We start from the raw sequence: 24,219 nt of genomic DNA, 5'->3' as shown, positions 1-24,219 counted from the left end.
CCATTGTTAATGAAGGCCCTTTCTATACTATATTATTTAAATCAGGTTGCTGTCGGTCAGTACCTGGTTCATGGCACGTACGGCATCGGCACTTTTGTTAAAGCCCGCCTGCTCATCGGCCGTTAATTTAAAGTCGACGATCTTCTCCCATCCGTTTTTACCCAGGATAACAGGGACAACCAATGAGATGTCTTTTTGACCGTATTCGCCATCCAGGGCAACACCGCATGATATCAACTTCTTCTGGTCGCGCACAATGGCCTCAACCATAAACGCAGTGCCTGCACCCGGCGCATACCAGGCAGATGTACCGATCAACCCGGTTAAAGTAGCACCACCAACCATCGTAGCTTTAACTATTTTGTCTTGCTGCTCCTGGTTTAAAAATTGTGTTACCGGGATGCTGTTCCAGGTAGCGTGGTTAATCAATGGGATCATGGTGGTATCACCGTGTCCGCCAATAACAACCGCGTTCAGGTCAGCAGGCGAGCAGCCTAATTCCTGGCTCAGGTAGTATTTAAACCTTGCCGAATCCAAAGCGCCACCCATACCGATGATCCGGTTCTTAGGCAATCCTGAAGTTTTAAGGGTTAAATAGTTCATGGTATCCATCGGGTTTGAAACCACAATGATGATGGTATTTGGCGAATGTTTCAGGATATTCTCGGTAACGCTTTTTACGATGCCGGCGTTAACACCAATTAACTCTTCGCGGGTCATGCCCGGTTTGCGTGGCAGGCCCGAGGTGATGATAACAACTTCCGAATCGGCAGTAGCTGCGTAATCATTGGTAACACCTTTTATTTTGGTATCAAACTCCAGCAGGGCAGAGGTTTGCATCATATCGATCGCCTTACCTTCGGCAAAGCCCTCGCGGATGTCCAACAAAATAAGTTCTTCGGCTAATTCTTTTCTTGCGATGTTATCCGCACATGTAGCGCCAACAGCTCCGGCACCAACAACTGTTATTTTCATAGTTTATTTGTTTAATTGTTATGAAGCTATCAGAAGCATAGTTATTGTATTCAGCTCTTCTGATGGTTTCATAGTGTTTTATTTATAATATAAGAAGGAATCGAAATTGCACGCAATTTTAACAAAAAAATATAAAATACCGTCGCCGCATTGTTAAAATAGCATTAAACAACAATTAACTTCTTTATTTAACTGTAATATCAATGTCTTAACAAACCGGACGATCTCTAAAATAGCGCATTATTTATTAGTTAATTTTTTACAGAATTTTGTAAAAAAGCAGTATTTGTATTTTTTGTCAGTTTATTTTGCCGTTTTTAATGGCATTAAATGCTTTTTTTATTACAATTTTCATTTTTTTTAACTTTTTTAGATAAAATTTGCAAAAAATAGAAATATTAATATAAATTTGCTACCATAAACTTAATCGACACGATTAAAAGGATATCAGAATCAAACTTTACAAAAAAATAAATTAAAACATGGCAACAAAACTCGAGTACATCTGGCTTGATGGATACAAACCAACCCAAAGCCTTCGTAGCAAAACAAAAATCGTTAAAGAATTTAGCGGTAAAGTAGAAGACCTGGAAAATTGGAGCTTTGATGGTTCATCAACTGAGCAGGCACCAGGCGGCTCATCTGATTGTATTTTAAAACCGGTTTTTACCTGCCCTGATCCGCAAAGAAAAAACGCTTACCTGGTAATGTGCGAAGTATTGGATTCAAAAGGTCAGCCGCATGAGTCAAACGGCCGTGCACTTATCCAGGATGATGATAATGATTTTTGGTTTGGTTTTGAACAAGAGTATTTCCTGTGGGATCCTAAAACCGACAAACCGCTTGGTTTCCCGGCTGGTGGTTATCCTGCACCGCAAGGCCCTTACTACTGTTCAGTAGGTGCTAACAATGCTTACGGTCGCGAGATTGTTGAAGAACACTTAGATGTATGTTTGGAAGCAGGTCTGAACGTTGAAGGTATCAACGCCGAAGTTGCTGCCGGACAATGGGAATTCCAGATCTTCGCTAAAGGCGCTAAAGAAGCTGGTGACCAGATCTGGGTTGCACGTTATCTGTTAGAAAGAATTGGCGAAAGCTATGGTGTTGCTATCAACTGGCATTGCAAACCATTGGGTCAGTTAGACTGGAATGGTTCAGGTATGCACGCTAACTTCTCAAATTCATTATTGCGTACTGCAAACAGCGAGGCTAAATTTAAAGCAGTTTGCGAGGCGTTCCGCCCTGCAGTTGCTGAGTGTATTGCTGTGTATGGTGCTGATAACGATCAACGTTTAACCGGTAAACACGAAACTGCTTCAATTCATGACTTTAGCTATGGTGTATCAGATCGTGGTGCTTCTATCCGTATCCCACTTTACGCGGTAGATCACGGCTGGAGTGGTTACCTGGAAGATCGTCGCCCTAACTCAGCTGCCGATCCGTATAAAGTAGCTGCAGTAATTATTAAAACTGTAAAAACAGCTAAAGTTTAGTACTTAGCTAACTAAATATTAAAAGCGATGGGTCTAAAGCTCATCGCTTTTTTGTTTTACAACCAGGAGGAGCTGATAACGTTACAATCAGAAATAAGGCAGAGGCACCACTCTTAATGACCCAACGCTTGGCGTGTTTTTAAATACGCCAGATAATCGCCAGATGTAATTTCTTTCAAACCATCAACCGGTTGGTTATAGATATATACCCAGCATAGCATCTCGCCATTAGCTGTGTTAACCGGTTGCAGTCGGCGTTCATATAAATTAGGGCTACCCTCATCCGGGCCAATCCCCTCGTAAGGATCAAGTACGCTTAATGCTTTTGCGGCATCATTTAGTTTACAGATACTGCCCGACACATCGTAATTTCCGGACCTGTCTATTATTAATGCCGGATAACTGCCCACATCATATAGTTTGCCCTGTATTTTACCACTGCCCAACAAAACGGAGTTACCGTTTAAATACAAGGCGAATTGATTATCGTCTATTAATAATGTGCCGTAAACAAACAATAAATCATTTATCATTTTTAAATATAAATTAGGTTAGGATAGCTATCTTGCTTAATATTGAAAGACTTTTGGCCTATACCATGAACGAGCATCAAATTACAGCATACCTACAGGAAAACAATATACAAAAAATAAAATTTGCCTTTGCAGATATTGATGGTGTATTGCGCGGAAAAATTATCCATCCTAAAAAATTCATAGATGGTTTGCAAAGCGGCTATGGTTTTTGTGATGTGGTATTTGGCTGGGATAGCAGTGATGTTTGTTATGACGATATACAGCTAACCGGCTGGCACACGGGTTATCCGGATAAAGCCTGCCATATTGATCTTTCAACTTTTCGTACGGTGCCCTGGCAGGATAACCTGCCTTTCTTTTTAGGTGATTTTAGTGATGCCGACGGTAAAGGTTTGGCCGCCTGCCCGCGCAGCCTGTTAAAACGTATCGCTAAACAATGCGTGGATATGGGTTATCACCCGGAGTTTGCGCAGGAGTTTGAATGGTTCAATTTCAAAGAGACACCACAATCTTTACAAGAAAAGAATTTTACCAAACTTGAGCCGTTAACACCGGGAATGTTTGGTTATTCCATATTGCGGACCTCGGAGAATAGCGATTTTTGCAATGATCTGGTGGATCTGTTAGCTCAATTTAATATCCCGCTGGAGGGTTTTCACACAGAAACCGGGCCGGGCGTATACGAGGCAGCCATCATGCATTCGCACATTTTGGAAGCTGCCGACCGGGCGGCACTGTTAAAAACGGCAGTTAAAGAGATCGCCTATAAACATGGTATTATAGCCACGTTCATGGCCAAGTGGAATGAGGATCTGCCGGGCTGCGGAGGGCATATCCATCAAAGTTTATGGAATAAGGATCAAACGATGAATCTTTTTTATGACGGTAGCGAGGTTAATAAAATGAGCGAATTGCATAAGCAATACCTGGCCGGTCAATTACATTGCCTGCCCCATATACTGCCTATGTACGCGCCAACCATCAACAGCTATAAACGATTGATAGAGGGAGCCTGGGCACCAACTACCGTAACCTGGGCGGTCGAGAACAGGACGACAGCCTTCAGGGTCCTGAACTCGTCAGCGGATTATACCCGTTTGGAAACCCGCATACCAGGTGCCGACACGAACCCATACCTGGCCATGGCGGCGGCACTGGCATCGGGTTTATATGGTATTAAAAACAAACTGACCCTTGATGTCCCGCAAACCTCAGGTAGCGGCTATCAAAACGCATCTAACGGCAAAATTCAGCCGAATTTGTATGAGGCTACCGTAGATATGCAAAAATCAGCCATAGCTAAAGAAATACTGGGTGCTGGTTTTGTGGAGCATTTTACCCAAACCCGCTTATGGGAATGCAAACAGTTTGCGAAAAGCGTGACCGACTGGGAGCTGAAAAGATACTTTGAGATAATATAAACCGGTGCGCCGTAGTCGGGGCGTAGGTGGCTTTCGCATTGCCGGATGACGGGATAAATTAAAAAATGACGCTTGTAATTCAATTGTATTATATCTTTGCGGTCCTTTGAATCTATAAACCGAATGGACTATCCAATAATTATTAAAAAAGCCTGGGAGGGGTATGATGCTTCAAAAACCATTAAAGGTATTGAAGACATCAGCGCGATGGTATCGACAAACCGGGTGTTTAAGGTAACGTTTGATGATGACGACATTGTTATTGCCAAGCTGTCGCACTTTGGCAAGTTTGAGCATTTTAAAGAGGATCACCGCATTATCCATAGCCTCTCAAATAATCTGCTTTACCCTTTCGAGAACTTCCTGTCCAAATCATTATTAAAAAATAACAGGGTATATATCTATCATTATAAATTCAGGCAAACCGATGCCTGGGTGGTGTTTTACAACCCTACCCGGATATTTAACCGCATGCCAAGACGGTTGGAGGAAAGCCATATCCGCAAACTGGGCCAGCAGGTGGGTAAGTTTCATAAAGCCTGCGCGCGGGTTAAAAGTGTTTTACCAAAATCATCAAAAACATTACGTACCGATATTTATTCGCTGTTACACCAGTTAGAAGTAAAGGAAAAGCAGTTTGGCAGCGCAATGCAGGTTGATTTCTTAAAATATCATTGCGAAACCTTCCTGCGGAACCGCTCTAAATATAACATGAGTTCGTTCGAGATCATCCCGGTTTTTATTGATTGGAACATTGGTAACTTCTCGGTCGACCAAAATTTAAACCTATACTCGCGCTGGGATTATGACTGGTTCAGGATGAGTTACCGCGTGCTTGATTTTTATTTTTTAAGCAGGGTAGTATCTGATGTGGGCGACCGAACCGTATTTAGCTATGGTATAAAAACCCTGATGGAAGACAGGTTTATAATGTTCCTGGAAGAATATCACCAGATTAACCCGTTAACCGCAAATGAGATCAGGTTTTTAAAAGAGGCATACCGGTTTTTTATCCTAAATTATGTGATCAAAGATGGTAAGTACTTTTTCAGCGATCAATATGCCAAAAAACTACAGGCCGAAGCATTTGAATTGTACCTGCCATCAGTAGACCGCGATTTTGACGCCGAAAAGATCATCACGGCCCTAAATTTGAAGTAACCGGTTGCGTTTAAGTGGTGAGAAAAATTCAGCTGGCGCATACAGTGATCCTAACAAGAATTAAAAAATAAAACATATGAAGCAATACATACCCCTCGCGACAAAATATGAAACGCATAGATAACTTTAAAACTATAATTGATAAGTATGATGTTATCTTTTTTGATGCGTTTGGGGTGCTCAAAAACTACCAGGGGCTTGTGCCCGGCATTGAAAAAACCTTTGCCTACCTGGCCGAGCAAAATAAAGAGTATTATATAGTTACCAATGACGCGTCACGGAGCCCGGCGCAACTGGCGGCTTCTTATCATAAAATGGGACTGCATGCCATTACACCCGACAGGATCATATCATCAGGTATGTTAACCAAAGAATACCTGGATCTAAAAGTAGAGGATGGCATAATAGCGTACCTGGGTACTGATGACTCGGCACACTATATTGAGAGCCTGGGCCTGCACCCGATGCCGGTTAGCAAGATTAACAACACTAATATCGATAAAGTAAACGCGCTTATATTTTTAGATGACGAAGGGTTCGACTGGAAAAACGACTTAAACATTGCGGTGAATTTGCTGCGCAGGCGTACCATTCCGGCTATTGTTGCCAATACAGACCATGCTTACCCGGTTACCGTAAACAATGTTTCCATAGCTATAGGCGGTTTGGCTATGATGATGGAAACAATTGTGGGTAAGAAGTTTATTCGCTTTGGGAAGCCCGACTCGCAAATGTTTATGTTTGCTTATGACCTGATCCGCGATTACCGGCCCATCAGCAAAAAAGAAATCGTGATGGTGGGCGATACGCTGCATACCGATATCCTGGGCGGTAATAAATTTGGTTTGGATACGGTACTGGTGCTGTCGGGTAATACGCTTCCGCAGGACGTTGATACCCGGATCACATCAACCGGCATAGTGCCAACCTACATCTGCGAATCGGCAGTTGTAGAAAAAGATATGTTTTAATTTTTTACGAAATGGTATATAACCCCACTGCTATAAAGTTCCCCGACCCGGCAGCCTATAAAAGAAGGCTCGGTGGCAGGGAAACCCAATTATTCCAGCTGAAAAACAAGGCAGGCATGCACATAGGGATCACCAGTTTTGGTGGTTATTTAATAGGTGCCTGGCTGCCTGATAAAAAAGGAAATCTAACCAGTGTCATCCTCGGGTTTGATAATATCGAGGCCTTGGGTAGGCAAAAAAGCTATTACGGAGCCATTGTTGGCCGGTATGCCAACCGGATAGCCAGGGGCAAATTTACACTGGAAGGAAAAAAATATACGCTGGCAATCAACAACGGGCCAAACAGCTTACATGGTGGCAATGAAAACTTTAGCTATAAAATTTGGGACGCCGTCCAACCAGATCCCCAGACGCTGGTTTTAACGCTGTTTTCTGAAAACATGGACGAGGGTTACCCCGGCAATTTAACCGCCACCGTAACCTACAAGTTGACAGATCAAAACGAAATTATAATAAACTACGAGGCTACTACCGATAAAACCACTATTGTTAATCTGACTAACCATGCCTATTTTAATTTGAACGGCGAGGGGAGCGGTGATATATTATATCACGTAGTACAAATAGCTGCTGATAGATACACGCCTGTTGATAAACACCTGATCCCAACCGGCGAAATTGCCCCGGTTAAGGGGACCCCGTTTGATTTTATAAATCCAGAGCGAATAGGTAAAAGAATTGGTGCCGATAATACCCAGTTAAAATATGGCAATGGTTATGACCATAATTTTGTTTTAAATAAGCGTGGCGCTCATATGCCGGTTGCTATGGTGGTCGGCGATAAATCAGGCATTAAGCTGGAGGTTTTTACCGACCAGCCCGGCCTGCAATTTTATACTGGTAACTATATGACCGGGGATAATATAGCCAGGGGAGGTGTTAAAGATACCGCCCGTACCGCATTTGCATTAGAGACCCAGCATTTTCCCGATTCGCCAAATCAGTCCCATTTTCCGTCGGTCGTGCTTAAGCCGGGCGAGGTTTATAAAACGCAAACTATTTACAGGTTTTCTGTATAATGGTAATCTTTTCAATCAATTGTAACCTTGATGTGTTAACTTTATATCTTCAAAGAAACTGGATATAATTGCTGACAGATAATCACGGTAGGGAAATTAATTATATGCGCCTGGCAGTTACAGACAGGTGTAATCTGCGCTGCTTTTATTGTATGCCCGAGGATGGCCTTAACTGGCTGTCGCGTAGCGGATTGATGAGCTATGAGGAGATGTTGCGCGCATGCAGGCTACTGGTAAAAATGGGTATTGAGAAGATACGCATTACCGGCGGTGAGCCTTTTGTGCGTAAAGATATCATGCTGTTGTTAGCCGGCCTTGCAAAAATTGACGGACTGAAAGAGTTAAGCATGACCACCAACGGCGTGCTCACAGCACCGCATATACCCGAAATGAAGGCGTTGGGCATTAAGTCGGTTAATTTAAGTTTGGACACCCTGGATGCTAACCGCTTTTTTACCATTACCCGCCGCGACGAATTTGCCAGTGTGATGCATACCCTTGATGAATTGCTGAAGCATGACATCGAAGTGAAAATAAATGCCGTGGTAATGGACGGCAAAAATACCCGGGATATAATACCTATGGTTGAGTTGACTAAAGACCTGCCGGTTAGTGTGCGTTTTATTGAAGAGATGCCTTTTAATGGCGATGGCCATGTTTATCAGGGCTTAAGCTGGGATTATGTGCGGATTTTAAATGAGATAACGTCGCATTATCCTGCTATAAAAAAACTAACCGATCCGGCTTATTCTACAGCCTACAATTATCAAATTCCCGGGCACAGGGGCACGGTGGGTATAATCGCCGCATATTCCCGTACCTTTTGCGGTACGTGCAACCGTATCCGCATTACCCCCGAGGGTACTTTAAAAAATTGCTTATATGATGATGGCGTATTAAATATCAAAGATCTGATGCGGTCGGGAATAAGCGATAATGAACTGGAACAAAATCTATTGAACGCATTCAGCCACCGGGTTGCCGACGGCTGGGAGGCAGAGCGCAAACGTGTTGAAAAAAACGGTGTGCATGAATCTATGGCCACTATCGGCGGATAAAAAATATAAGCTATGATAACGGTTCAACAAGCCGAAGAACTAATATTACAGGAAACCCGCGACTTTGGCGTAGAGATCGTACTGTTTGATGAAGCATCCGGCCGGGTATTGGCCGAAAATATAAAAGCCGACCGTGACCTGCCGGCTTTTAACCGGGTGACGATGGACGGCATAGCCATAAATTATCAGGCCGTAGCAAATGGCATTACTACGTTCAGAATAAAAGCTACGCAGGCCGCCGGCGTTGCTCCGATAGAGATCACTGAGCTCAACGAGTGTATCGAGATCATGACCGGTGCCGCAATGCCGGGATCGGTTGATACCGTTATTCGTTATGAAGATGTAGCTATCGAAGATGATAAGGCAACTTTGCTTATCACTGGTATAAAAAAAGGCCAGAACCTGCATTTAAAAGGCGCCGATAAAAAGCAGGGCGAAAACATACTCGTCCCCGGGCAATTAATAACTCCCGCAGTTATAAGCCTGGTAGCTTCGGTAGGCGAAACTGAGCTGCGGGTTAAACGCCTGCCGCGGGTAATTATCCTGTCATCAGGTGATGAATTGGTAGATGTTAATGCCACGCCTGCACCTTACCAGATCAGGCGGTCGAATAGCTATATGCTGCAGGCTGTCGTCGCTCAGCAGGGTATAAAAGCGGCGGTAAAACATATCCCGGACGACCCGGAAATAATCAGACAACAATTGGGCCTTTGCCTGCAAAACTTTGATGTCATCTTATTAAGCGGCGGTATCTCTGCGGGTAAATTTGATTACATCCCGCAGGCGTTGGCTGATTTACAGGTAGACCAGGTTTTTCATAAAGTACTGCAGCGCCCCGGCAAACCTTTTTGGTTTGGCAAACATCATAATGGGGTGGTGGTTTTCGCTTTTCCCGGTAATCCCGTCGCAACGTTTTTGGGTGTGCAGCGCTATTTTATTCCGTGGTTAAAGGCCTCGCTTGGCTTGGCGCCCTCAAAGACAGTTTATGCAGTTTTAGACGAAGATATTACGTTTAGGCCGCCGTTAGAATATTTTTTGCAGGTAAGGTTATTAATTAATGAGCAGGGCCGGTTATTAGCTATCCCGGTAGAAGGAAATGGTTCGGGTGATTTTGCTAACTTAGCGGATACAGACGCGTTTATGCAATTGCCGTTAGCGAAAAGTGAGTTTAAAAAAGGCGAAGTTTATCAGGTTTGGTTATTTGTCTGAATCGCTGATTACGCTTGCCCAAATATTAGTTTACCTGAGGAGCTTACAAAATAGAAATCGGTTTGTTAGTTAATTTTGGCGAAAAAAGTCTTAATTTCAAGAGACTTATCTTGAGCGATAGTAAAAGTTAAATCTGTGGAATCAAATCAATCAAAAAAATCTGTGATTCAAACGTTCTCTCATCTGGATCAGGCAGGCAAGGCCACCATGGTTGATGTGTCTGAAAAAATAGTAACACGCCGCACAGCAACGGCCCGCAGTATTGTTTTTCTGCCGGATGAGGTTTTAACGCAGCTTATTGACGGCGATCTGCAAACAAAAAAAGGTTCTGTATTTCAGACTGCGATAATAGCGGGGATTATGGCCGCCAAAAAAACCGGCGATCTGATACCGCTTTGCCATCCGCTGGGCCTGGATAATTGTAAAATTGATATTCAGTTAAATAGTAAAAACGAAGTTATTATAGATTGCACCGCCACCATTACTGCCAAAACAGGTATTGAAATGGAAGCATTGGTTGGCGCCAGTATAGCAGCGCTAACCATTTATGATATGTGTAAAGCGCTGAGCCATGATATTGTTATAAAAGAAACCAGGCTAATAGAAAAAACAGGAGGTAAACGTGATTTCAAAAGAGCATAAAAAGCACGCTTCGCTAACAAGACCCGCTTTGGGTAGTTTTGCCCGTAATGAGTGGGCAATAGTTGGTGCGCCTTGTATCAATATTAAACTGCTGGCTGCCGACGTTATAGCCGCACTTTCGCCGCAATATAAATGCGCCTATGCTGATACTTCGCATAATGACGAGGTAACGCTCCCGCCGGGGCGTTTGGCCAGTGGCGCCTTTTTAGAATATACGGATCAGCTAAATTATCACCAGTTTAACTTTAACAATGGTTTAAGGCCCATAAATTTTAAGCACCAGTTTACTGATGCCGATTTAGTACTTGTCAACGGTAATCATCAGCCGGCTAAGGCGCAGGTGGTGATCATTTACAACAATAAAATAGCGTCCTTACAAAAACGGGTAGATGAACTAACCAATGTTGAGCTTATTTTACTGGCTGATAATGTAGACGATGTTTTTGATTTTATAAAAGAGGCAGTACCAAACTGGCAGCAATTGCCAATGTATCGTTTGGATGAAACCGAAAAGATCATTAACTTTTTCAAAACCAAACTGCAAAATGCCAGGCCCGCTATAAACGGCCTGGTTTTGGCGGGCGGCCAGAGTATCAGGATGGGGGTGGACAAGGGCACTATTACCTGGTACGGGAAGGAGCAGCGCTACCACCTCGCTGATTTAATAAAAACTTATTGCGACGATGTATTTATATCCTGCCGGGCAGATCAGCAAACGGCTATCGAAGACGGCTATAATACGCTGCCTGATACATTTACTGGTTTGGGGCCGTTCGGCGCTATCCTGTCCGCGTTTCGCGAAAAACCGGATAGTGCCTGGTTAATTGTAGCCTGCGACATGCCTTTGCTGAACAAGGAAACATTTGATCATCTTTTAAAAAACCGCAATCCGTCATCAATAGCGGCCGCTTATGAAAGTGCCTTTGACGGTTTCCCCGAGCCGTTAATTACCATCTGGGAGCCCAAAAGCTACCCGGTAATGCTGGCTTTTTTGGCGCAGGGCTATTCATGCCCGCGCAAGGTATTGATCAACAGTGATATCACCTTGCTAAAAGCACCTGACAATGAGGCGCTTACCAACGTGAATACGCCGGATGATTTCGAGAAGATAAAACGACAGATCCATCAAAAAATAGCTTCAACCTGATATGGAACCGGATTTTTCAAGATACAGTTGCCAGCTGGCTTTACCGGGGTTCAGTAAATCGTCACAGCATGCATTACAGCAGGCCAAAGTGCTGATTGTTGGGGCAGGCGGACTGGGTTGCCCGGCCGCGCAATATTTGACGGCCGCGGGGATAGGCACCCTGGGGATTGCCGATTTTGATACCGTTTCAATAAGTAACCTGCATCGCCAGGTGTTATATACGCCCGCAGATACCGGCCGGAAGAAAGTAACCATAGCCTGCGGCAGGCTGCAGGAACAGAACCCCGAAGTCACGCTAATACCGCATGACATCAGGCTAACATCCGCTAATGTTAAAGATCTAATTGGGCAATACGATATCATAATAGACGGTACCGATAATTTCGAAACCCGTTATCTGATTAATGATGCCTGCGTGATAGCCGGTAAACCTGTTGTGTATGGCGCCATATATCAATTTGAAGGACAGGTGGCCCTTTGGAACAACATCAATGCCGACGGCACCAGATCGCCCAATTACCGTGACCTGTTTCCTAAAGTTGATGCCACCCAGATACCGGATTGTGCCGTCGGCGGCGTTATCCCAACCCTGGCCGGTATAATCGGCTGTATACAGGCCAATGAGGTCATTAAATACATTACCAAAACCGGCGAGCTGCTGGCTGGCAAAGTAATGGTGTTTGATGCGTTAACCCTGCAAAGCAGGATCATCAAAATTGGCAAGGTAACTAAAACAAATATAACAGCCCTGGCAGAAACAACTGATGCGCCCACGCTATCGGTAAGCGAGGTTAAAAAAGGATTGGCTGATGGCACCCTTGAGCTGGTTGATATCCGCACCGACCGGGAGCGTGACGAAATTGATATCGGCGGCGTCCATTTTGAAGCAGATGAGATTGACGAAAACATGGAATATCTAACCAACTACAAAGTTAAAGTGCTGTATTGCTCGTCAGGCAAAAGGAGTGCGGAAGCTGTTAAACTGATCCGGCAAAAATCACCGGGCGCCAAAGTTTTTTCTTTAGAGGGCGGATTGCAGGCATGGTTTTCTGAAAAACCATAAACCGTCGCCGGCTTTATTCAACTATTCACCTTTTCATTATGGATGGGCGGCTACCCACACCTCGCCGTCTTCAAATATTTCTTTCTTCCAGATGGGGACGGTTTGTTTTAGCGTGTCAATAATGTAGCGGCAGGCATCAAAAGCAGCATCCCGATGGGCGGCAGCTACCGCAATGATCACCGGGATCTCGCCAATTTGCAGCCCCCCCGTACGGTGATGGATCAATATTTTTTGTACCGGCCATTTGGCTAAGGCCTGTTGGGCAATCTTCTCCATTTCGCTCACGGCCATTTTTTCGTAGGCCTCAAATTCAAGTCGTATCACCGCCCTGCCCCTGGTTGCATTGCGTACGGTACCCACAAATACATCAATGCCGCCAGTCTCGGGCGCCATCACCCAGTCAACACAATCCTGTAGGTGCAGGGTAGAAACGGATAGTTTTATCTGTACGTTCATAAACTTTTATCCACCGCTTACCGGGGGTATGATAGCAATTTCATCACGCTCATGTATGGTATCGCCATCCAGGGCATATTCGTTGTTAACGGCAACCATATAAGTGGCCAGTTTTTTTAACCGGGGATGCTGCTTTTCTAACAGGTATTTTAAATTTGATACAGTTGCATCATTAACCAGCTCAACATCAACAGTTGATGCCCCAAAAATATCTTTTGCAATGCCAAATGCCAGTATGTTAATTTTCATAGTCGTACCTTAATGCAAATATGCAGGAAAGATGTTGGTATGTAAACAAACAATTACAGCAATTGTTAGATAAATATGTCATCAACCACCGTTAAATTGCCTGTTATAAAGGTACAAGATAATTTTATTAATGATACTGCTGATACGCTGGCTATTGAGGAACCGCTGGAGATCAGGCTGGAGTATGGCCTACCGGATCAGCGGGAAATACAGAATATATCTGTTACCATGCGAACACCCGGTAACGATGCTGAACTGGCCGTCGGATTTTTATTTACCGAAGGAATTATCAAAAATATGGCCGAAGTTGCCCGGGCAAAACATAGTTTTATAGCCTGTGCAGAGAATAAAGAAAATGTTATACAGATAAGTTTAACAGATGGCATCATCCCCGAATTAAAAAATGCGGGACGCAATTTTTATACGACATCCGGCTGCGGTATCTGCGGCAAGGGCTCTATCGATGCGATACGCACGGTAAGTCAGTTTCCCCAATCAGCGGATGAAGATGTCGTGGATTTGGAGCTATTATACAAATTGCCCGGTATTTTATCCGCTCACCAGAAAGTATTTTTAACCACCGGGGGGTTACACGCCTGTGCGCTGTTTAATTTATCCGGCCAGTTAATGATCGTCCGTGAAGATGTGGGCCGGCATAACGCATTAGATAAGCTGATAGGGGCGGCATTGAATGCCAACCTACTGCCCTTAAAACAGTGCGTTTTGTTGTTAAGCGGCCGCGCAAGTTTTGAGCTGGTGCAAAAGGCGGCCATGGCCGGCATAAATATTATTGCCGCAGTTGGGGCGCCGTCAAGCCTGGCGGTGCAACTGGCCGAAGAATTTAATATAACGCTGGTGGGCTTTTTACGCGGGTCCCGTTTTAATATTTACACTGCGGCACACCGCATAACATTACCCATGTATGAAACTTCGCATCAAAAATAACGGTATAAGGTACAGGCTCACTAAAACCGATGTAACCAATTTGGCAAAATATGGGATAGTGAAAGAAAAAGTTAATTTTGGCGACAGCGAATTGGTCTATATTTTGCAGGAGACAGTTAACAACGAACTATCAGCAGATTTTAAAAATAACATCATGACAATGTATATACCTAAAATAATGATAACCCAACTGGCCGGTACCGACAAGGTTGGATTTGAAAACAGCTATGGTGAAGTGCAGCTGTTAATTGAGAAGGATTTTACCTGTCTGGACAATACAGACGAAGATCAGAGCGATAATTATCCTAACCCGCTGGCTCAAAAATAATGGTGCGTAAAGTGGAAGATCAGCCTGCTGCAGAGAACCCGGAAAAATTACTCGACTTAAAGGTAACTGACCCCAAAACCTGGGCCGCCGGTATACCCGCAGTAGCCGCTGCCATGGATGATGTTTTAAAGGAAGCCGGCCCGGTACGCGGCCTGGAAGCCTTGTTCCACATGAATAAAAAGGGCGGGTTTGATTGTTCGGGCTGTGCCTGGCCAGATCCGGATGATGACCGGTCGCCGATTGCTGAATATTGTGAAAACGGCGCCAAGGCTTTGGCCGAAGAGGCCACCACAAAAAAGCTCACCGCGGAATTTTTTGCACAAAATGCGGTTGCCGACCTGGCGAAACTTAACGATCTTGAAATAGGTAAAAAGGGCAGGATAGCCGAACCTGTATACTTACCCAAGGGCGGCACGCACTATCAGCCCATCAGCTGGGACGATGCTTTTAAAAAGATCGCGCAGCATTTAAATGACTTAAAATCGCCAGATGAGGCGGCATTTTATACTTCGGGGCGAACAAGTAACGAAGCTTCTTTTACCTACCAGCTTTTTATACGCGAATTTGGCACCAATAACCTGCCCGATTGCTCCAATATGTGTCATGAATCAACCAGCGTTGCGCTGGCAGAGGCCATCGGCATAGGTAAAGGGACGGTAACCCTGAATGATTTTTACGAAACGGATGTCATTATCATTATGGGGCAAAACCCCGGCACCAACCACCCCCGGATGCTCACCGCGCTTGAAAAAGCAAAGGATAAAGGTTCGAAAATTATCGCCGTCAACCCGTTAATGGAGGCGGGCCTGATGGGTTTTAAAAATCCACAGAAGGTTAGGGGCGTATTAGGAATTACAACCCAGTTAGCCGATTTGTATCTGCAGGTAAAAATAAACGGGGACATGGCTTTGCTGAAAGGTATTGAAAAATTGCTTTATGAAGCTGAGCTTGCCGACCCCGGGAACGTTTTTGACCACGAGTTTATTAAAAACAACACGGTTGGTTATGTGGATTTCTTACATCAGCTAAAAGAACAAAATATTGATGAATTGGCTATGGCAGCCGGCGTACCCGTAGCACAGTTGCAGGAAGCTGCCGATATGCTTAAAAATAAAAAGCGGATAATTATTTGCTGGGCCATGGGCATTACCCAACATGAAAATGGGGTAGCTACCATAAACGAAATCTTAAACCTGACGCTGCTTAAAGGCGCCATAGGTAAACCCGGCGCCGGCTTATGCCCGGTGCGCGGCCACAGTAATGTGCAGGGTAACCGCACCATGATGATCTGGGATAAACCTAAACCCGAACAGCTGGATAAACTTAAGCAGGTTTTTGGATTTGAGCCCCCGCGCCGGCACGGCTATGATGTAGTAGAAACCATCACCGCTATGAATGAAGGGAAACTAAAGGTTTTCTTTGCGATGGGCGGAAATTTCCTGTCGGCTACGCCCGATACTACCTATACCGCCGAAGGTATGCGCAAAATGAAGCTGACGGTAAATGTATCAACCAAATTAAACCGCAGCCATCTGGTTCATGGTGAGGAGGCTCTTATATTGCCGACACTTTCGCGCAGCGATAAAGACGTGGTAAACGGCGAGCCACAGTTTATCAGCTGCGAAAATTCAATGGGAGTGATGCAAATGTCAAAAGGGATACTTGACCCCGTAGCTGATAACCTGTTGAATGAAAACCAGATTGTATGCCGGTTGGCCAAAGCCACTATCGGTCATCGTACGGTTATTGACTGGCACAAATATGAGACCAGTTACGATGCCGTAAGGGACGATATCGAAAAGGTGATACCCGGCTTTGACGACTATAATAAACGAATACGCGAGCCGGGGGGCTTTTACCTGCCAAATGCAGCGCGGCTGGGTCAATTTAAGAGCGAGAAATTTGGCGATAAGGTAGCTTTTACGATAAATGAGCTGCCGGATCATCAATTGGCCGCGGATGAGTATATGATGACCACGATCCGCAGTCATGACCAGTTTAACACGACAATTTACGGCCTGGACGACAGGTACCGGGGGATTCATAATGAGCGCCGGGTGATATTCATGAACCGTAAGGATATGCGGCTTGCCGGTTTTGGCGAAGGCGAGCTGGTTGACCTGTTTAATAACTACGGCGGAAAAGAGCGTGTGGCCCGCTTGTTTGTAGTGGTGCCTTACCATATCCCCGAACGGAACACCGCAACCTACTACCCCGAAACCAATGTGCTGGTACCTATTGACAGCGTCGCCAAAAGAAGTAATACGCCCACCTCAAAACTGGTAGTGATTAAAATCAGGAAGCATTCTGCTCACCTCAGCTAACTGTTGTAATTCGTTTTTTAAAATTATTGCTTTGATTTTCAGTAATATATAAAATATTTTATTAAATATACTATAATGTATATGTATTTAGTAGTATATTTGATTTGTAATTGAAATACAAAGATGATACGCAATAAATTAACCGTACTTATCCAGATCTTATCCGGCAGGCAGACCAAAGGCTTCCGAATGTGTTATTGTTGTTGCTAACTAAACAGGGGATACCCCCGCAGCCAAATCTCAATACCTGATTTTAACTTTCAATTTACTTAACAATGTTAACTACAATAAGCAAATATCCTTTTTTTGATCTGTCAGAAATTATACCTGAAAACGATCTTACTTATAAAACGTACCAAAAATTAAAACCCGTTAAAACCGGCAATTTAATACCAGACATTAACCTGGTAACCGATTACAAACGCTGGAAGAATTTTTATAACGGTGCGCCTACACATGGCCCGATATCATTAAAGCATTTATATGGCAAGCCTTTAGCCATTGCCTTTTACTCAAAACACTGGCGCGGGAGGGGCATTGATCAGTTAAAGCAACTCAACGCTTTGCAAAACGAGATTAAGGCAAACGGCGGCAACTTGTTGATCCTGACAGATGAAGCGGGTGATGAGCAGTTGGCAAAGATTACCTGGGATAACAGCCTGTCATTAAACTTTTATCACGACATCAATAATGAAATAGCGGCTAAATTCAGGGTTTATTCGGACGAAGATCCAACCTGGAACAGTTTCTCGGGAATTGACGTCAATATACCGCTACTGGCGGTTTACGTAATAGACACTGACAGGCATATTGTGTATGATCATATCGACCGCAATCTTACTGACTTATTTATAGCAGACGACCTGGTTAATGCGGTTTACGAAGCATCACTGGTTCATACCCGCAAAAAGTCGGCATAAAATATTATTTGGTTTGGTTTACAGTAGAAAAGAAAGCCGCTTTATCTTAGGATAAGCGGCTCTTTTCTTTTTTAGTAAGTACGATATCTGCGAACACCGTGGCGGTAATAATAATGTCTTTTTACTACCACCCTTGACCTTCCTCCCGGCCTTGAGATCACCACTCTTCCGGGTCTGCCCGGTGGCGGCGGTGGCGTGCCTAAATGTATCCGGGGTAATGGCGGATGCGGCGGTGGCGGCGGAAGCCTGATCTGAGCCTGCGCTACGGTAAATGTACAGGCCGTAATTACGGTGATAAATAATGCTTTGATAGTTTTCATAATCGTTTATATTTCTAATAAGTTTAAGCCGATAACATTGACTATAGTTATAACTATAAATAACTTAAACAGTTTTAAATAAAACTGTACCGGTAAAATAAACGTTTTTATTGGTGACTGATATTAACAGACACATCAACCAGCTATATGCGATATTTTATTTTAACAGCAATATTATTTTTATCAATAATGGCCCAGGGCCAGTCTAAACCACAGCAAATAGAAGGTGACCTGAGTATAGATGGTAACAAGCGGTCGTTTCTGACCTATATCCCGCCAGGAACAAAAAATGATAAGCTGCCTTTGGTCATATCGCTTCATGGGGGATTTGCCAGCCCGAAGGGCATGTTTCACCTGGCCGACTTCAGGCCCGTTGCGGACCGGGAGAAATTTATCGTGGTTTGCCCGGCGTCCAAACATATCTGGCATGACGGGGCCAATCTGCATGGCATTGACGATGTTAAATTTATTGATCAGCTGATCACCTATATCATAAAAACCTACAATGCCGATCCTGCCCGCGTATACGTCACCGGGATTTCTAACGGCGGCTTCATGACAGCAAGGCTGGCCTGCCAGTTAAACACGCGTATAGCCGCTGTGGCGATAGTTGCAGCTACGTTAGACATAGGAGAGGGTTACGATTTAGAAAGGCCAATGCCGGCCCTGTATATGCACGGCACCAGCGACCCGATAGTAGGGTATAACGGCGGGAAGTTATTTGGCCGGAGTGTTTATTCGCAGGATGCGGTTATTGATAAATGGGTAGCTTTAAATAACTGCGATAAGACACCCCTGGTTACTACCGTACCCGATGCTGCAAATGATGGCACCAGCATTATAAAGGAAGAATATATAAATCCTGGAAATGGGTTAAAAGTTGTTGGCTACACCGTTATTAACGGCGGGCATACGTGGCCGGGCGGCTGGCAATACCTGCCAAAATTTATTATCGGTAAGACAACTCAAAATTTGAATGCCTGCGAAGAGATCTGGGGCTTTTTTAAAGGGTATAAGTTACATGTTAAAAGTTAGCAATCAGGAATAGTCGCCGGTGTCCTCACAGGCCAGCGGGCCGGAAAGCTAATACCTAAGATTCTTAGGTATGATCCACCCGGGGTGATCCATTCATCATTTTAAAAATCTTATAAAATCGCTTAAAATATTTATTTTCAATATGTTAAGTATCTTAACTTAAAGTTTTGGTAGTGATCCAAAGTGATCCGCTCATTTTGTTAAATAGCTTATTTACAACAAGTTAATTAAAAATGGTGATCCACCTGATCCACTTATTTTCCGGATCAGTACGCCGTTATCAAACACGTTATTTAAGCGGATCAAGACCGAGCAGTCTCGCCGGGTTGATCCGGGCCATCAAATCAATTTCGTGGTCGGTTAGCCCGCTTGCTTTCAGTTCCGCTATAAAGGTACGCAACCCGTCGGGATGTAAAGGTTTTCCTTTTTGACCCAGGTCGGAATCAATAATAACATGTTCGGCACCCAGGGCTTTGATCGCCTGCGCGTAGCTGACAATGGCTGCGGGTATACCGGGTTCCTTTTTGTTTGGCAGGCCCGCAGGCTGAAAGCAAAACTCGATAACCGCGCCCATGGCTGCCATCTGCTTCAGCTGTCCGGGCGTTGCGCCCAGCAGCATGGCATGGGTCACCACTATATTCTTCACGCCCGCGGCTTTCGCCGCCGGGATCAGGATCAATGATTCTTCGGGTGTTGAGTGGCCCGTTTCAAACACTAAATTATTTTGGGCTATGATTTGAAAAATCTCCGCCAGTTCGGGTACCGGTTGGCCGTCTTTCACCACGGCTACCACTGATCTTGGGCCCGGCCCGTGCTCAAAACTGTTCGCCGCGTCAACGGTAGGCAGCCAGACCACCTTGCCGCGATGGCCCTCAAACTGCGCCATACGGCGCACAGCTTCCGCATTAATCCCACCGGCAGACCGGTTAAGTACTATCCCGCCAAACACTTCAATGCCGCCAATTTCCTGCATGGCAATCTGCGCGCGGCCGGCCGTCATAAAGTAATGGTTTTTGAGCACGATGCCCCGCATACCGTCTTTTTTGGCCAGCCGCACCAGTTCAAAATCACTCATGGACCTGCCCGAAACGTCAGGTCCGGTATGGCAATGAAAGTCTATCACCCCAACAAGCGGGTTGGTACTTACCTGCCCTTTGCGCTGCGACGAACCCGGGCTGGTGCTTAGCAGTACACAGCAGGTAAGTATCAGCTCCGCCCGTTTTAACATCGTTGTTATTTGGTTAATGAGAAAGGTTTGTCGTCAGCGCCAATGCCCCGTTGCCGATTTGGTTTGTCGCTCATCTCCAGTTTTAAAACACCGCCGTTTGTCAATTCATCATGAGTGATGAAGTTCCGGGTAAATGCTTTTCCGTTTAGCGTAGCTGATTGGATATAAACGTGGTCCTTGTCATTAGCAGCTGCAGTTATTATAAACTTCCTGCCGTTCTCCAGGTTCAGGGTGATCTTCCTGAACATCGGGCTGCCTATGGCGTATTCGCCGGTGCCCGGTGTAACGCTGTATATACCCAATGCGCTCAACACATACCATGACGAGGTCTGTCCCTGATCTTCATCGCCGGGGTAGCCGTTCTCGGTAGCGTTATATAACTTGTACATGGCATCCCTGGCGTGGTACTGTGATTTCCAGGGCTGGCCCGCATAATCATATAAATAGATCATGTGCTGGATAGGCTGGTTGCCATGCGCATATTGTCCCATGTTAGCGGCAACCATCTCGGTCATCTCATGTATCATGCCGCCGTAGGTACCTGTCTTAACCTTATTGGGCTCGCTAAATACCGAGTCGAGCTTGGCGTTAAAGTTTGCATCGCCCCCCATCAGGTTTATCAACCCTTTGGTATCCTGGAAAACAGACCAGGTATAGTGCCATGAGTTACCCTCGGTAAACGGCCCGCCCCATTCAATAGGGTCGAAGTTTTTGGTCCATTCGCCGTCACTGTCTTTACCCCGCATAAAGTGGGTAGACGGGTCGTACACGTTCCTGTAATTATACATCTGGCGGGCAAACACCTCCATGTAGTGCTTGTTGCCGGTCATTTTAGCTAACTGGTAGGCGCACCAGTCGTCGTAGGCGTACTCCAGTGTTTTTGCCGTCGCTTCGCGATATTTGGGATAAGGTACATAGCCCAGCTCATAATATTCTTTCCATCCCTCGCGGCCGTTTGCCGGCCCCCACGGGCCCTTGTTGGTAGCTTCATGCAGATAAGCGTCCAGTGCCTCCTTAGGGTCGAACGTGCGGATGCCTTTAGCCCAGGCATCTGCCAATAAGGAAATAGCGTGGTTACCCAACATACTGCCGGCCTCGCTTGGGAACGACCATGAAGGCAGCCAGCCACATTGTTTATAGGCATCAATCAGCGCTTGCATATAGCGGCCATGCATCTCCGGCTGGATCAGGGTATTCAACGGGAACTGCGCCCTGAAAGTGTCCCAAAAACCGGTATCGGTAAACATATAACCCGGGTGCACCGTTCCGTCATACGGACTAAAGTAAACCGGCTTGCCGGCGGCGTCTATCTCATAAAACTTACGCGAGAACAGGCTGGCCCTGAAAAAGCAGGAATAGAATGTTTCCATATCTGCCGGCGTGCCACCCTCGACTACAATTTTCCCTAATGATTTATTCCAGACTGCCGCGGCATTAGCTTTTGTTTGTTCTAATGATTTGTCGGCGCCAAGTTCTCTTTTCAGATTTAACTCTGCCTGCTCTAAACTGATATAAGATGAGGCGGTTTTAACCTGTACCTTTGCACCTGCTTTAAATTCAATGTAAGCGCCTTTACCAAAACCGTCGGCTTCGGTTGAGTCGGTGTTGATGGTGTTCTTTTTATTTTCCCAGGTTCCGTAAGCTTTAATGGGCTGGTCAAACTGCATTACGAAGTAGCTTTTCCAGCCTCTTTTAAAACCCCGGCCATTGTTTACGTAGCCGGTTATCCGGTTTTCTTTAGGATAGATTTTAACACCGCTAAGGCCGGTATAGCCATCCAGTACCAAAAAGCTTTTTTTACCTGCCGGATAAGTAAATCTCAGATGCGCGCCGCGTTCGGTCGGCGAGATCTCGGTAATGATCTTATTATCAAACTGAACTTTGTAGTAATTGGGTTTTGCGATCTCATTGGCATGGCTGAATTTGGCTTCGCGCTTGTTTTCGTCAACAACCAGTTCGCTCATCGGCATTAAAGAAAACACCGCGTAATCATTGGTCCACGAGCTGCATTGATGCGCCTGCTGAAATCCCCTGATATGATCCAGGAAGTATTGATATTTCCAGCCGTCGCCATTTTTGCCGGTCTGCGGTGTCCAGGTATGCATGCCAAACGGCAGAGCCGTAGTGGGGTAGGTATTTCCCCGGGTTAGTTTATGTTGTGAGTTAGTGCCCTGCAGCGTATTTACATAGTGTACCAAATCAGGTTGTTGCTGCGCAAATGCCGTGTTGATTAACAGCAGCAGTGTAAAAAAGAGACTTCTTAATTTCATTTGTTATTGGCTAATACAGTTGGTTATAGGGCGCCGCTGATGAGGCGGTTTACAATCGCCAATTATAGGCAATAAATAAAACTTTAATGCGGGTAAGGGTGTATTGTAATAATTAACTTACGTAACAACAGTTACCTGGGCGCCACTTCATTATTTTTAATAATCAGTTTTGCTGTAAATATTAAACTCCTGTCAAGCCTTGCTGCGACAGACTCCCTGATCACGTCTGCATTACGCGGCACCTTTTTATTAAATACCTTTTTGCCGTTTATAATTATTGTTACTTTTTTATTCAGGTTAAGCAAATCGTCATTAAGGTACAGGTATAGGGTTTGATCTTGATTTTCAAGCACAGTGATAGCATTTCCCGAAACCGTTACCCGCACTTTTAAACCTTGTTTTGCTTCTTCAAGCGGTGTGCCTAACCAATAAAACCGGTCCCTCAAAATATCATCCTGTATCCAGATCACATCTTTAGGTAAAGCAATTCTTTTATAGGCTGCCAGCCATGGCACGGCTATAGTATCTTTCCTGTTCATCCAATGCGGCATATCCGGATAAACATGTGTTTCATGAATAAAACTTCCTTTATAAACTGTTTCCAGGCTGTCTAATCTTTTTCCCCATTGAGCAACTAATTCATTTCTGTGATAGGCAGCATCTTTGCCGCCTACAAATGCTATAAATGGCAGGTTCTTTAAGTTTAAAATCTGCGCATCGCCGGGATGACCGGCCATCATTGATGCTGCACCCCAATAATCTGCCAAACGCGGGGCCAGCTGGAAAACACCGTCGCCCCCGGCAGAATAACCCATTACATAAACCTTATCCGGATTGACGTCTTCCATAACAATAGCATCTTTAACTACTTCACTAATCAATTCATCCATCGGGTAATCATGCCACATGTTCCAGGCGTCAACCGGGGCACGTGGTACAAAGTACACGCCTTCTTTGAGCTGATATAATTTCTTTTGATTTTCCCATTGCTGGTCATTAACCTTTGACGCCGTACCGCCGCCACCGTGAAGTGAAATATATAAACTGCGGCCATTGGCAGGTTTATCGCCGAATATCCGGGTGGTGAATTTTAAAGTGTAGTTTTTATATTGAATTTGTTTTGCGGCCCATTCTGCAGCGGCTTTTGTTTTTTGTAAATTTATTTGCGTATCCAAAGCCGCTGTCGCTATGGCGGCAGCTTTTTTCCGGCTGAGGTTAGTTTGCGAAAAAACAGGAAAGCTGCAGATCAATAAAAGGGTGACAAGGGTATAATTTTTAAGAGGGCGTTGGTTATTAATCATTTGATGATTTTTAGCTGGCTAAAATTAAAACATTCTTTATGATAACAGATAAATATTTATGATATTTACAGTAACCAATTGTATATAC

The 24,219-nt window shown here is 44.7% G+C and carries 23 protein-coding genes; 15 read left to right on the top strand and 8 right to left on the bottom strand.

All coding sequences use genetic code 11. The features are described from left to right. Nucleotides 1-36 precede the first annotated feature (36 nt). A complete protein-coding gene (gene mdh / locus LJ658_RS15135) occupies nt 37-975 on the bottom strand; it encodes a malate dehydrogenase (protein WP_230547367.1) in 939 nt (312 codons plus the stop codon). A 482-nt stretch (nt 976-1,457) separates the two neighbouring features. Here mdh and LJ658_RS15130 point away from each other — a divergent pair, with 482 nt between their 5' ends. After that, a complete protein-coding gene (locus tag LJ658_RS15130) occupies nt 1,458-2,468 on the top strand; it encodes a glutamine synthetase beta-grasp domain-containing protein (RefSeq protein ID WP_230547366.1) in 1,011 nt (336 codons plus the stop codon). Nucleotides 2,469-2,581: 113 nt separating this feature from the next. Here the strand turns inward: LJ658_RS15130 and LJ658_RS15125 are convergent, their stop codons facing one another. Continuing rightward, nucleotides 2,582-3,001, bottom strand: a complete 420-nt coding sequence (locus LJ658_RS15125; RefSeq protein WP_230547365.1) for a gamma-glutamylcyclotransferase — start codon at nt 2,999-3,001, stop codon at nt 2,582-2,584. Between the two features lie 65 nt (nt 3,002-3,066). Between LJ658_RS15125 and LJ658_RS15120 the strand changes: the two genes are divergently transcribed. From LJ658_RS15120 to LJ658_RS15080, 9 genes are all read left to right on the top strand, one after another. Next, nucleotides 3,067-4,425 (top strand): glutamine synthetase family protein, encoded by a 1,359-nt coding sequence (locus tag LJ658_RS15120; protein ID WP_230547364.1) that lies wholly within the window; start codon nt 3,067-3,069, stop codon nt 4,423-4,425. A gap of 123 nt (nt 4,426-4,548) precedes the next feature. Beyond that, on the top strand, nt 4,549-5,586 hold the full coding sequence (locus LJ658_RS15115) for a hypothetical protein (protein WP_230547363.1): 1,038 nt from the start codon (nt 4,549-4,551) through the stop codon (nt 5,584-5,586). 107 nt (nt 5,587-5,693) lie between these two features. Beyond that, complete coding sequence (locus tag LJ658_RS15110; protein ID WP_230547362.1) at nt 5,694-6,557, top strand: TIGR01459 family HAD-type hydrolase; 864 nt, start codon at nt 5,694-5,696, stop codon at nt 6,555-6,557. 11 nt (nt 6,558-6,568) lie between these two features. After that, a complete protein-coding gene (locus LJ658_RS15105; protein WP_230547361.1) occupies nt 6,569-7,636 on the top strand; it encodes an aldose epimerase family protein in 1,068 nt (355 codons plus the stop codon). 68 nt (nt 7,637-7,704) lie between these two features. Next, nucleotides 7,705-8,694, top strand: coding sequence for a GTP 3',8-cyclase MoaA (moaA, locus tag LJ658_RS15100; RefSeq protein ID WP_255670511.1), 990 nt, complete (start codon nt 7,705-7,707; stop codon nt 8,692-8,694). Nucleotides 8,695-8,706: 12 nt separating this feature from the next. After that, on the top strand, nt 8,707-9,903 hold the full coding sequence (locus LJ658_RS15095) for a molybdopterin molybdotransferase MoeA (protein ID WP_230547359.1): 1,197 nt from the start codon (nt 8,707-8,709) through the stop codon (nt 9,901-9,903). A gap of 135 nt (nt 9,904-10,038) precedes the next feature. Next, the gene (moaC, locus tag LJ658_RS15090; RefSeq protein ID WP_230547358.1) at nt 10,039-10,545 is read left to right on the top strand and encodes a cyclic pyranopterin monophosphate synthase MoaC; all 507 of its coding nucleotides are present in this window, start codon (nt 10,039-10,041) and stop codon (nt 10,543-10,545) included. After that, a complete protein-coding gene (locus tag LJ658_RS20570) occupies nt 10,526-11,692 on the top strand; it encodes an NTP transferase domain-containing protein (protein WP_230547357.1) in 1,167 nt (388 codons plus the stop codon). Before moaC ends, LJ658_RS20570 begins: the two co-directional genes overlap by 20 nt. A gap of 1 nt (nt 11,693) precedes the next feature. Beyond that, nucleotides 11,694-12,755, top strand: coding sequence for a HesA/MoeB/ThiF family protein (locus tag LJ658_RS15080; RefSeq protein ID WP_230547356.1), 1,062 nt, complete (start codon nt 11,694-11,696; stop codon nt 12,753-12,755). A 36-nt stretch (nt 12,756-12,791) separates the two neighbouring features. Here LJ658_RS15080 and LJ658_RS15075 read toward each other — a convergent pair whose 3' ends face one another. Together LJ658_RS15075 and LJ658_RS15070 are read right to left on the bottom strand one after the other, a co-directional pair. Then, complete coding sequence (locus LJ658_RS15075) at nt 12,792-13,211, bottom strand: molybdenum cofactor biosynthesis protein MoaE (RefSeq protein WP_230547355.1); 420 nt, start codon at nt 13,209-13,211, stop codon at nt 12,792-12,794. 6 nt (nt 13,212-13,217) lie between these two features. Beyond that, on the bottom strand, nt 13,218-13,460 hold the full coding sequence (locus LJ658_RS15070; protein WP_230547354.1) for a MoaD/ThiS family protein: 243 nt from the start codon (nt 13,458-13,460) through the stop codon (nt 13,218-13,220). Between the two features lie 75 nt (nt 13,461-13,535). Here LJ658_RS15070 and fdhD point away from each other — a divergent pair, with 75 nt between their 5' ends. From fdhD to LJ658_RS15050, 4 genes are all read left to right on the top strand, one after another. Next, the gene (fdhD, locus tag LJ658_RS15065) at nt 13,536-14,405 is read left to right on the top strand and encodes a formate dehydrogenase accessory sulfurtransferase FdhD (protein ID WP_230547353.1); all 870 of its coding nucleotides are present in this window, start codon (nt 13,536-13,538) and stop codon (nt 14,403-14,405) included. Beyond that, a complete protein-coding gene (locus tag LJ658_RS15060; protein ID WP_230547352.1) occupies nt 14,383-14,733 on the top strand; it encodes a hypothetical protein in 351 nt (116 codons plus the stop codon). Before fdhD ends, LJ658_RS15060 begins: the two co-directional genes overlap by 23 nt. Further along, nucleotides 14,733-17,057, top strand: coding sequence for an FdhF/YdeP family oxidoreductase (locus LJ658_RS15055; RefSeq protein ID WP_230547351.1), 2,325 nt, complete (start codon nt 14,733-14,735; stop codon nt 17,055-17,057). The genes LJ658_RS15060 and LJ658_RS15055 overlap by 1 nt, the downstream gene beginning before the upstream one ends. A gap of 275 nt (nt 17,058-17,332) precedes the next feature. Next, the gene (locus LJ658_RS15050; protein WP_230547350.1) at nt 17,333-17,977 is read left to right on the top strand and encodes a redoxin domain-containing protein; all 645 of its coding nucleotides are present in this window, start codon (nt 17,333-17,335) and stop codon (nt 17,975-17,977) included. Between the two features lie 71 nt (nt 17,978-18,048). Here the strand turns inward: LJ658_RS15050 and LJ658_RS15045 are convergent, their stop codons facing one another. Beyond that, a complete protein-coding gene (locus LJ658_RS15045; protein ID WP_230547349.1) occupies nt 18,049-18,297 on the bottom strand; it encodes a hypothetical protein in 249 nt (82 codons plus the stop codon). A 147-nt stretch (nt 18,298-18,444) separates the two neighbouring features. On the opposite strand from LJ658_RS15045, the gene LJ658_RS15040 reads away from it, so the two are divergent. After that, entirely contained in the window at nt 18,445-19,332 is an 888-nt protein-coding gene (locus LJ658_RS15040; protein WP_230547348.1) for a PHB depolymerase family esterase, read from the top strand. A gap of 289 nt (nt 19,333-19,621) precedes the next feature. On the opposite strand, the gene LJ658_RS15035 is transcribed toward LJ658_RS15040, so the two are convergent. From LJ658_RS15035 to LJ658_RS15025, 3 genes are all read right to left on the bottom strand, one after another. Continuing rightward, entirely contained in the window at nt 19,622-20,560 is a 939-nt protein-coding gene (locus tag LJ658_RS15035) for a DUF6282 family protein (RefSeq protein ID WP_230547347.1), read from the bottom strand. Nucleotides 20,561-20,565: 5 nt separating this feature from the next. After that, nucleotides 20,566-22,830, bottom strand: coding sequence for a GH92 family glycosyl hydrolase (locus tag LJ658_RS15030; RefSeq protein ID WP_230547346.1), 2,265 nt, complete (start codon nt 22,828-22,830; stop codon nt 20,566-20,568). Between the two features lie 131 nt (nt 22,831-22,961). Beyond that, complete coding sequence (locus LJ658_RS15025) at nt 22,962-24,131, bottom strand: hypothetical protein (protein WP_230547345.1); 1,170 nt, start codon at nt 24,129-24,131, stop codon at nt 22,962-22,964. Nucleotides 24,132-24,219 lie beyond the last annotated feature (88 nt).

Source organism: Mucilaginibacter sp. UR6-11 (assembly GCF_020880695.1).
Classification (GTDB): Bacteria; Bacteroidota; Bacteroidia; order Sphingobacteriales; family Sphingobacteriaceae; genus Mucilaginibacter.
The sequence above is the reverse complement of the archived record's forward strand: the minus strand, read 5'-3'. Positions and strand labels throughout refer to the sequence as shown.

Bases quoted from the DNA above. Each gene is read 5' to 3' on its own strand.
- LJ658_RS15060 (WP_230547352.1), top strand. From the start codon at position 14,383: ATGAAACTTCGCATCAAAAATAACGGTATAAGGTACAGGCTCACTAAA.
- LJ658_RS15130 (WP_230547366.1), top strand. From the start codon at position 1,458: ATGGCAACAAAACTCGAGTACATCTGGCTTGATGGATACAAACCAACC.
- LJ658_RS15105 (WP_230547361.1), top strand. From the start codon at position 6,569: ATGGTATATAACCCCACTGCTATAAAGTTCCCCGACCCGGCAGCCTAT.
- LJ658_RS15115 (WP_230547363.1), top strand. From the start codon at position 4,549: ATGGACTATCCAATAATTATTAAAAAAGCCTGGGAGGGGTATGATGCT.
- LJ658_RS15070 (WP_230547354.1), bottom strand. From the start codon at position 13,460: ATGAAAATTAACATACTGGCATTTGGCATTGCAAAAGATATTTTTGGG.
- LJ658_RS15125 (WP_230547365.1), bottom strand. From the start codon at position 3,001: ATGATAAATGATTTATTGTTTGTTTACGGCACATTATTAATAGACGAT.
- LJ658_RS15080 (WP_230547356.1), top strand. From the start codon at position 11,694: ATGGAACCGGATTTTTCAAGATACAGTTGCCAGCTGGCTTTACCGGGG.
- LJ658_RS15030 (WP_230547346.1), bottom strand. From the start codon at position 22,830: ATGAAATTAAGAAGTCTCTTTTTTACACTGCTGCTGTTAATCAACACG.
- LJ658_RS15035 (WP_230547347.1), bottom strand. From the start codon at position 20,560: ATGTTAAAACGGGCGGAGCTGATACTTACCTGCTGTGTACTGCTAAGC.
- fdhD (WP_230547353.1), top strand. From the start codon at position 13,536: ATGTCATCAACCACCGTTAAATTGCCTGTTATAAAGGTACAAGATAAT.
- LJ658_RS15075 (WP_230547355.1), bottom strand. From the start codon at position 13,211: ATGAACGTACAGATAAAACTATCCGTTTCTACCCTGCACCTACAGGAT.
- mdh (WP_230547367.1), bottom strand. From the start codon at position 975: ATGAAAATAACAGTTGTTGGTGCCGGAGCTGTTGGCGCTACATGTGCG.
- LJ658_RS15110 (WP_230547362.1), top strand. From the start codon at position 5,694: ATGAAACGCATAGATAACTTTAAAACTATAATTGATAAGTATGATGTT.
- LJ658_RS15095 (WP_230547359.1), top strand. From the start codon at position 8,707: ATGATAACGGTTCAACAAGCCGAAGAACTAATATTACAGGAAACCCGC.
- LJ658_RS15040 (WP_230547348.1), top strand. From the start codon at position 18,445: ATGCGATATTTTATTTTAACAGCAATATTATTTTTATCAATAATGGCC.
- LJ658_RS15050 (WP_230547350.1), top strand. From the start codon at position 17,333: ATGTTAACTACAATAAGCAAATATCCTTTTTTTGATCTGTCAGAAATT.
- LJ658_RS15025 (WP_230547345.1), bottom strand. From the start codon at position 24,131: ATGATTAATAACCAACGCCCTCTTAAAAATTATACCCTTGTCACCCTT.
- LJ658_RS15045 (WP_230547349.1), bottom strand. From the start codon at position 18,297: ATGAAAACTATCAAAGCATTATTTATCACCGTAATTACGGCCTGTACA.
- LJ658_RS15055 (WP_230547351.1), top strand. From the start codon at position 14,733: ATGGTGCGTAAAGTGGAAGATCAGCCTGCTGCAGAGAACCCGGAAAAA.
- LJ658_RS15120 (WP_230547364.1), top strand. From the start codon at position 3,067: ATGAACGAGCATCAAATTACAGCATACCTACAGGAAAACAATATACAA.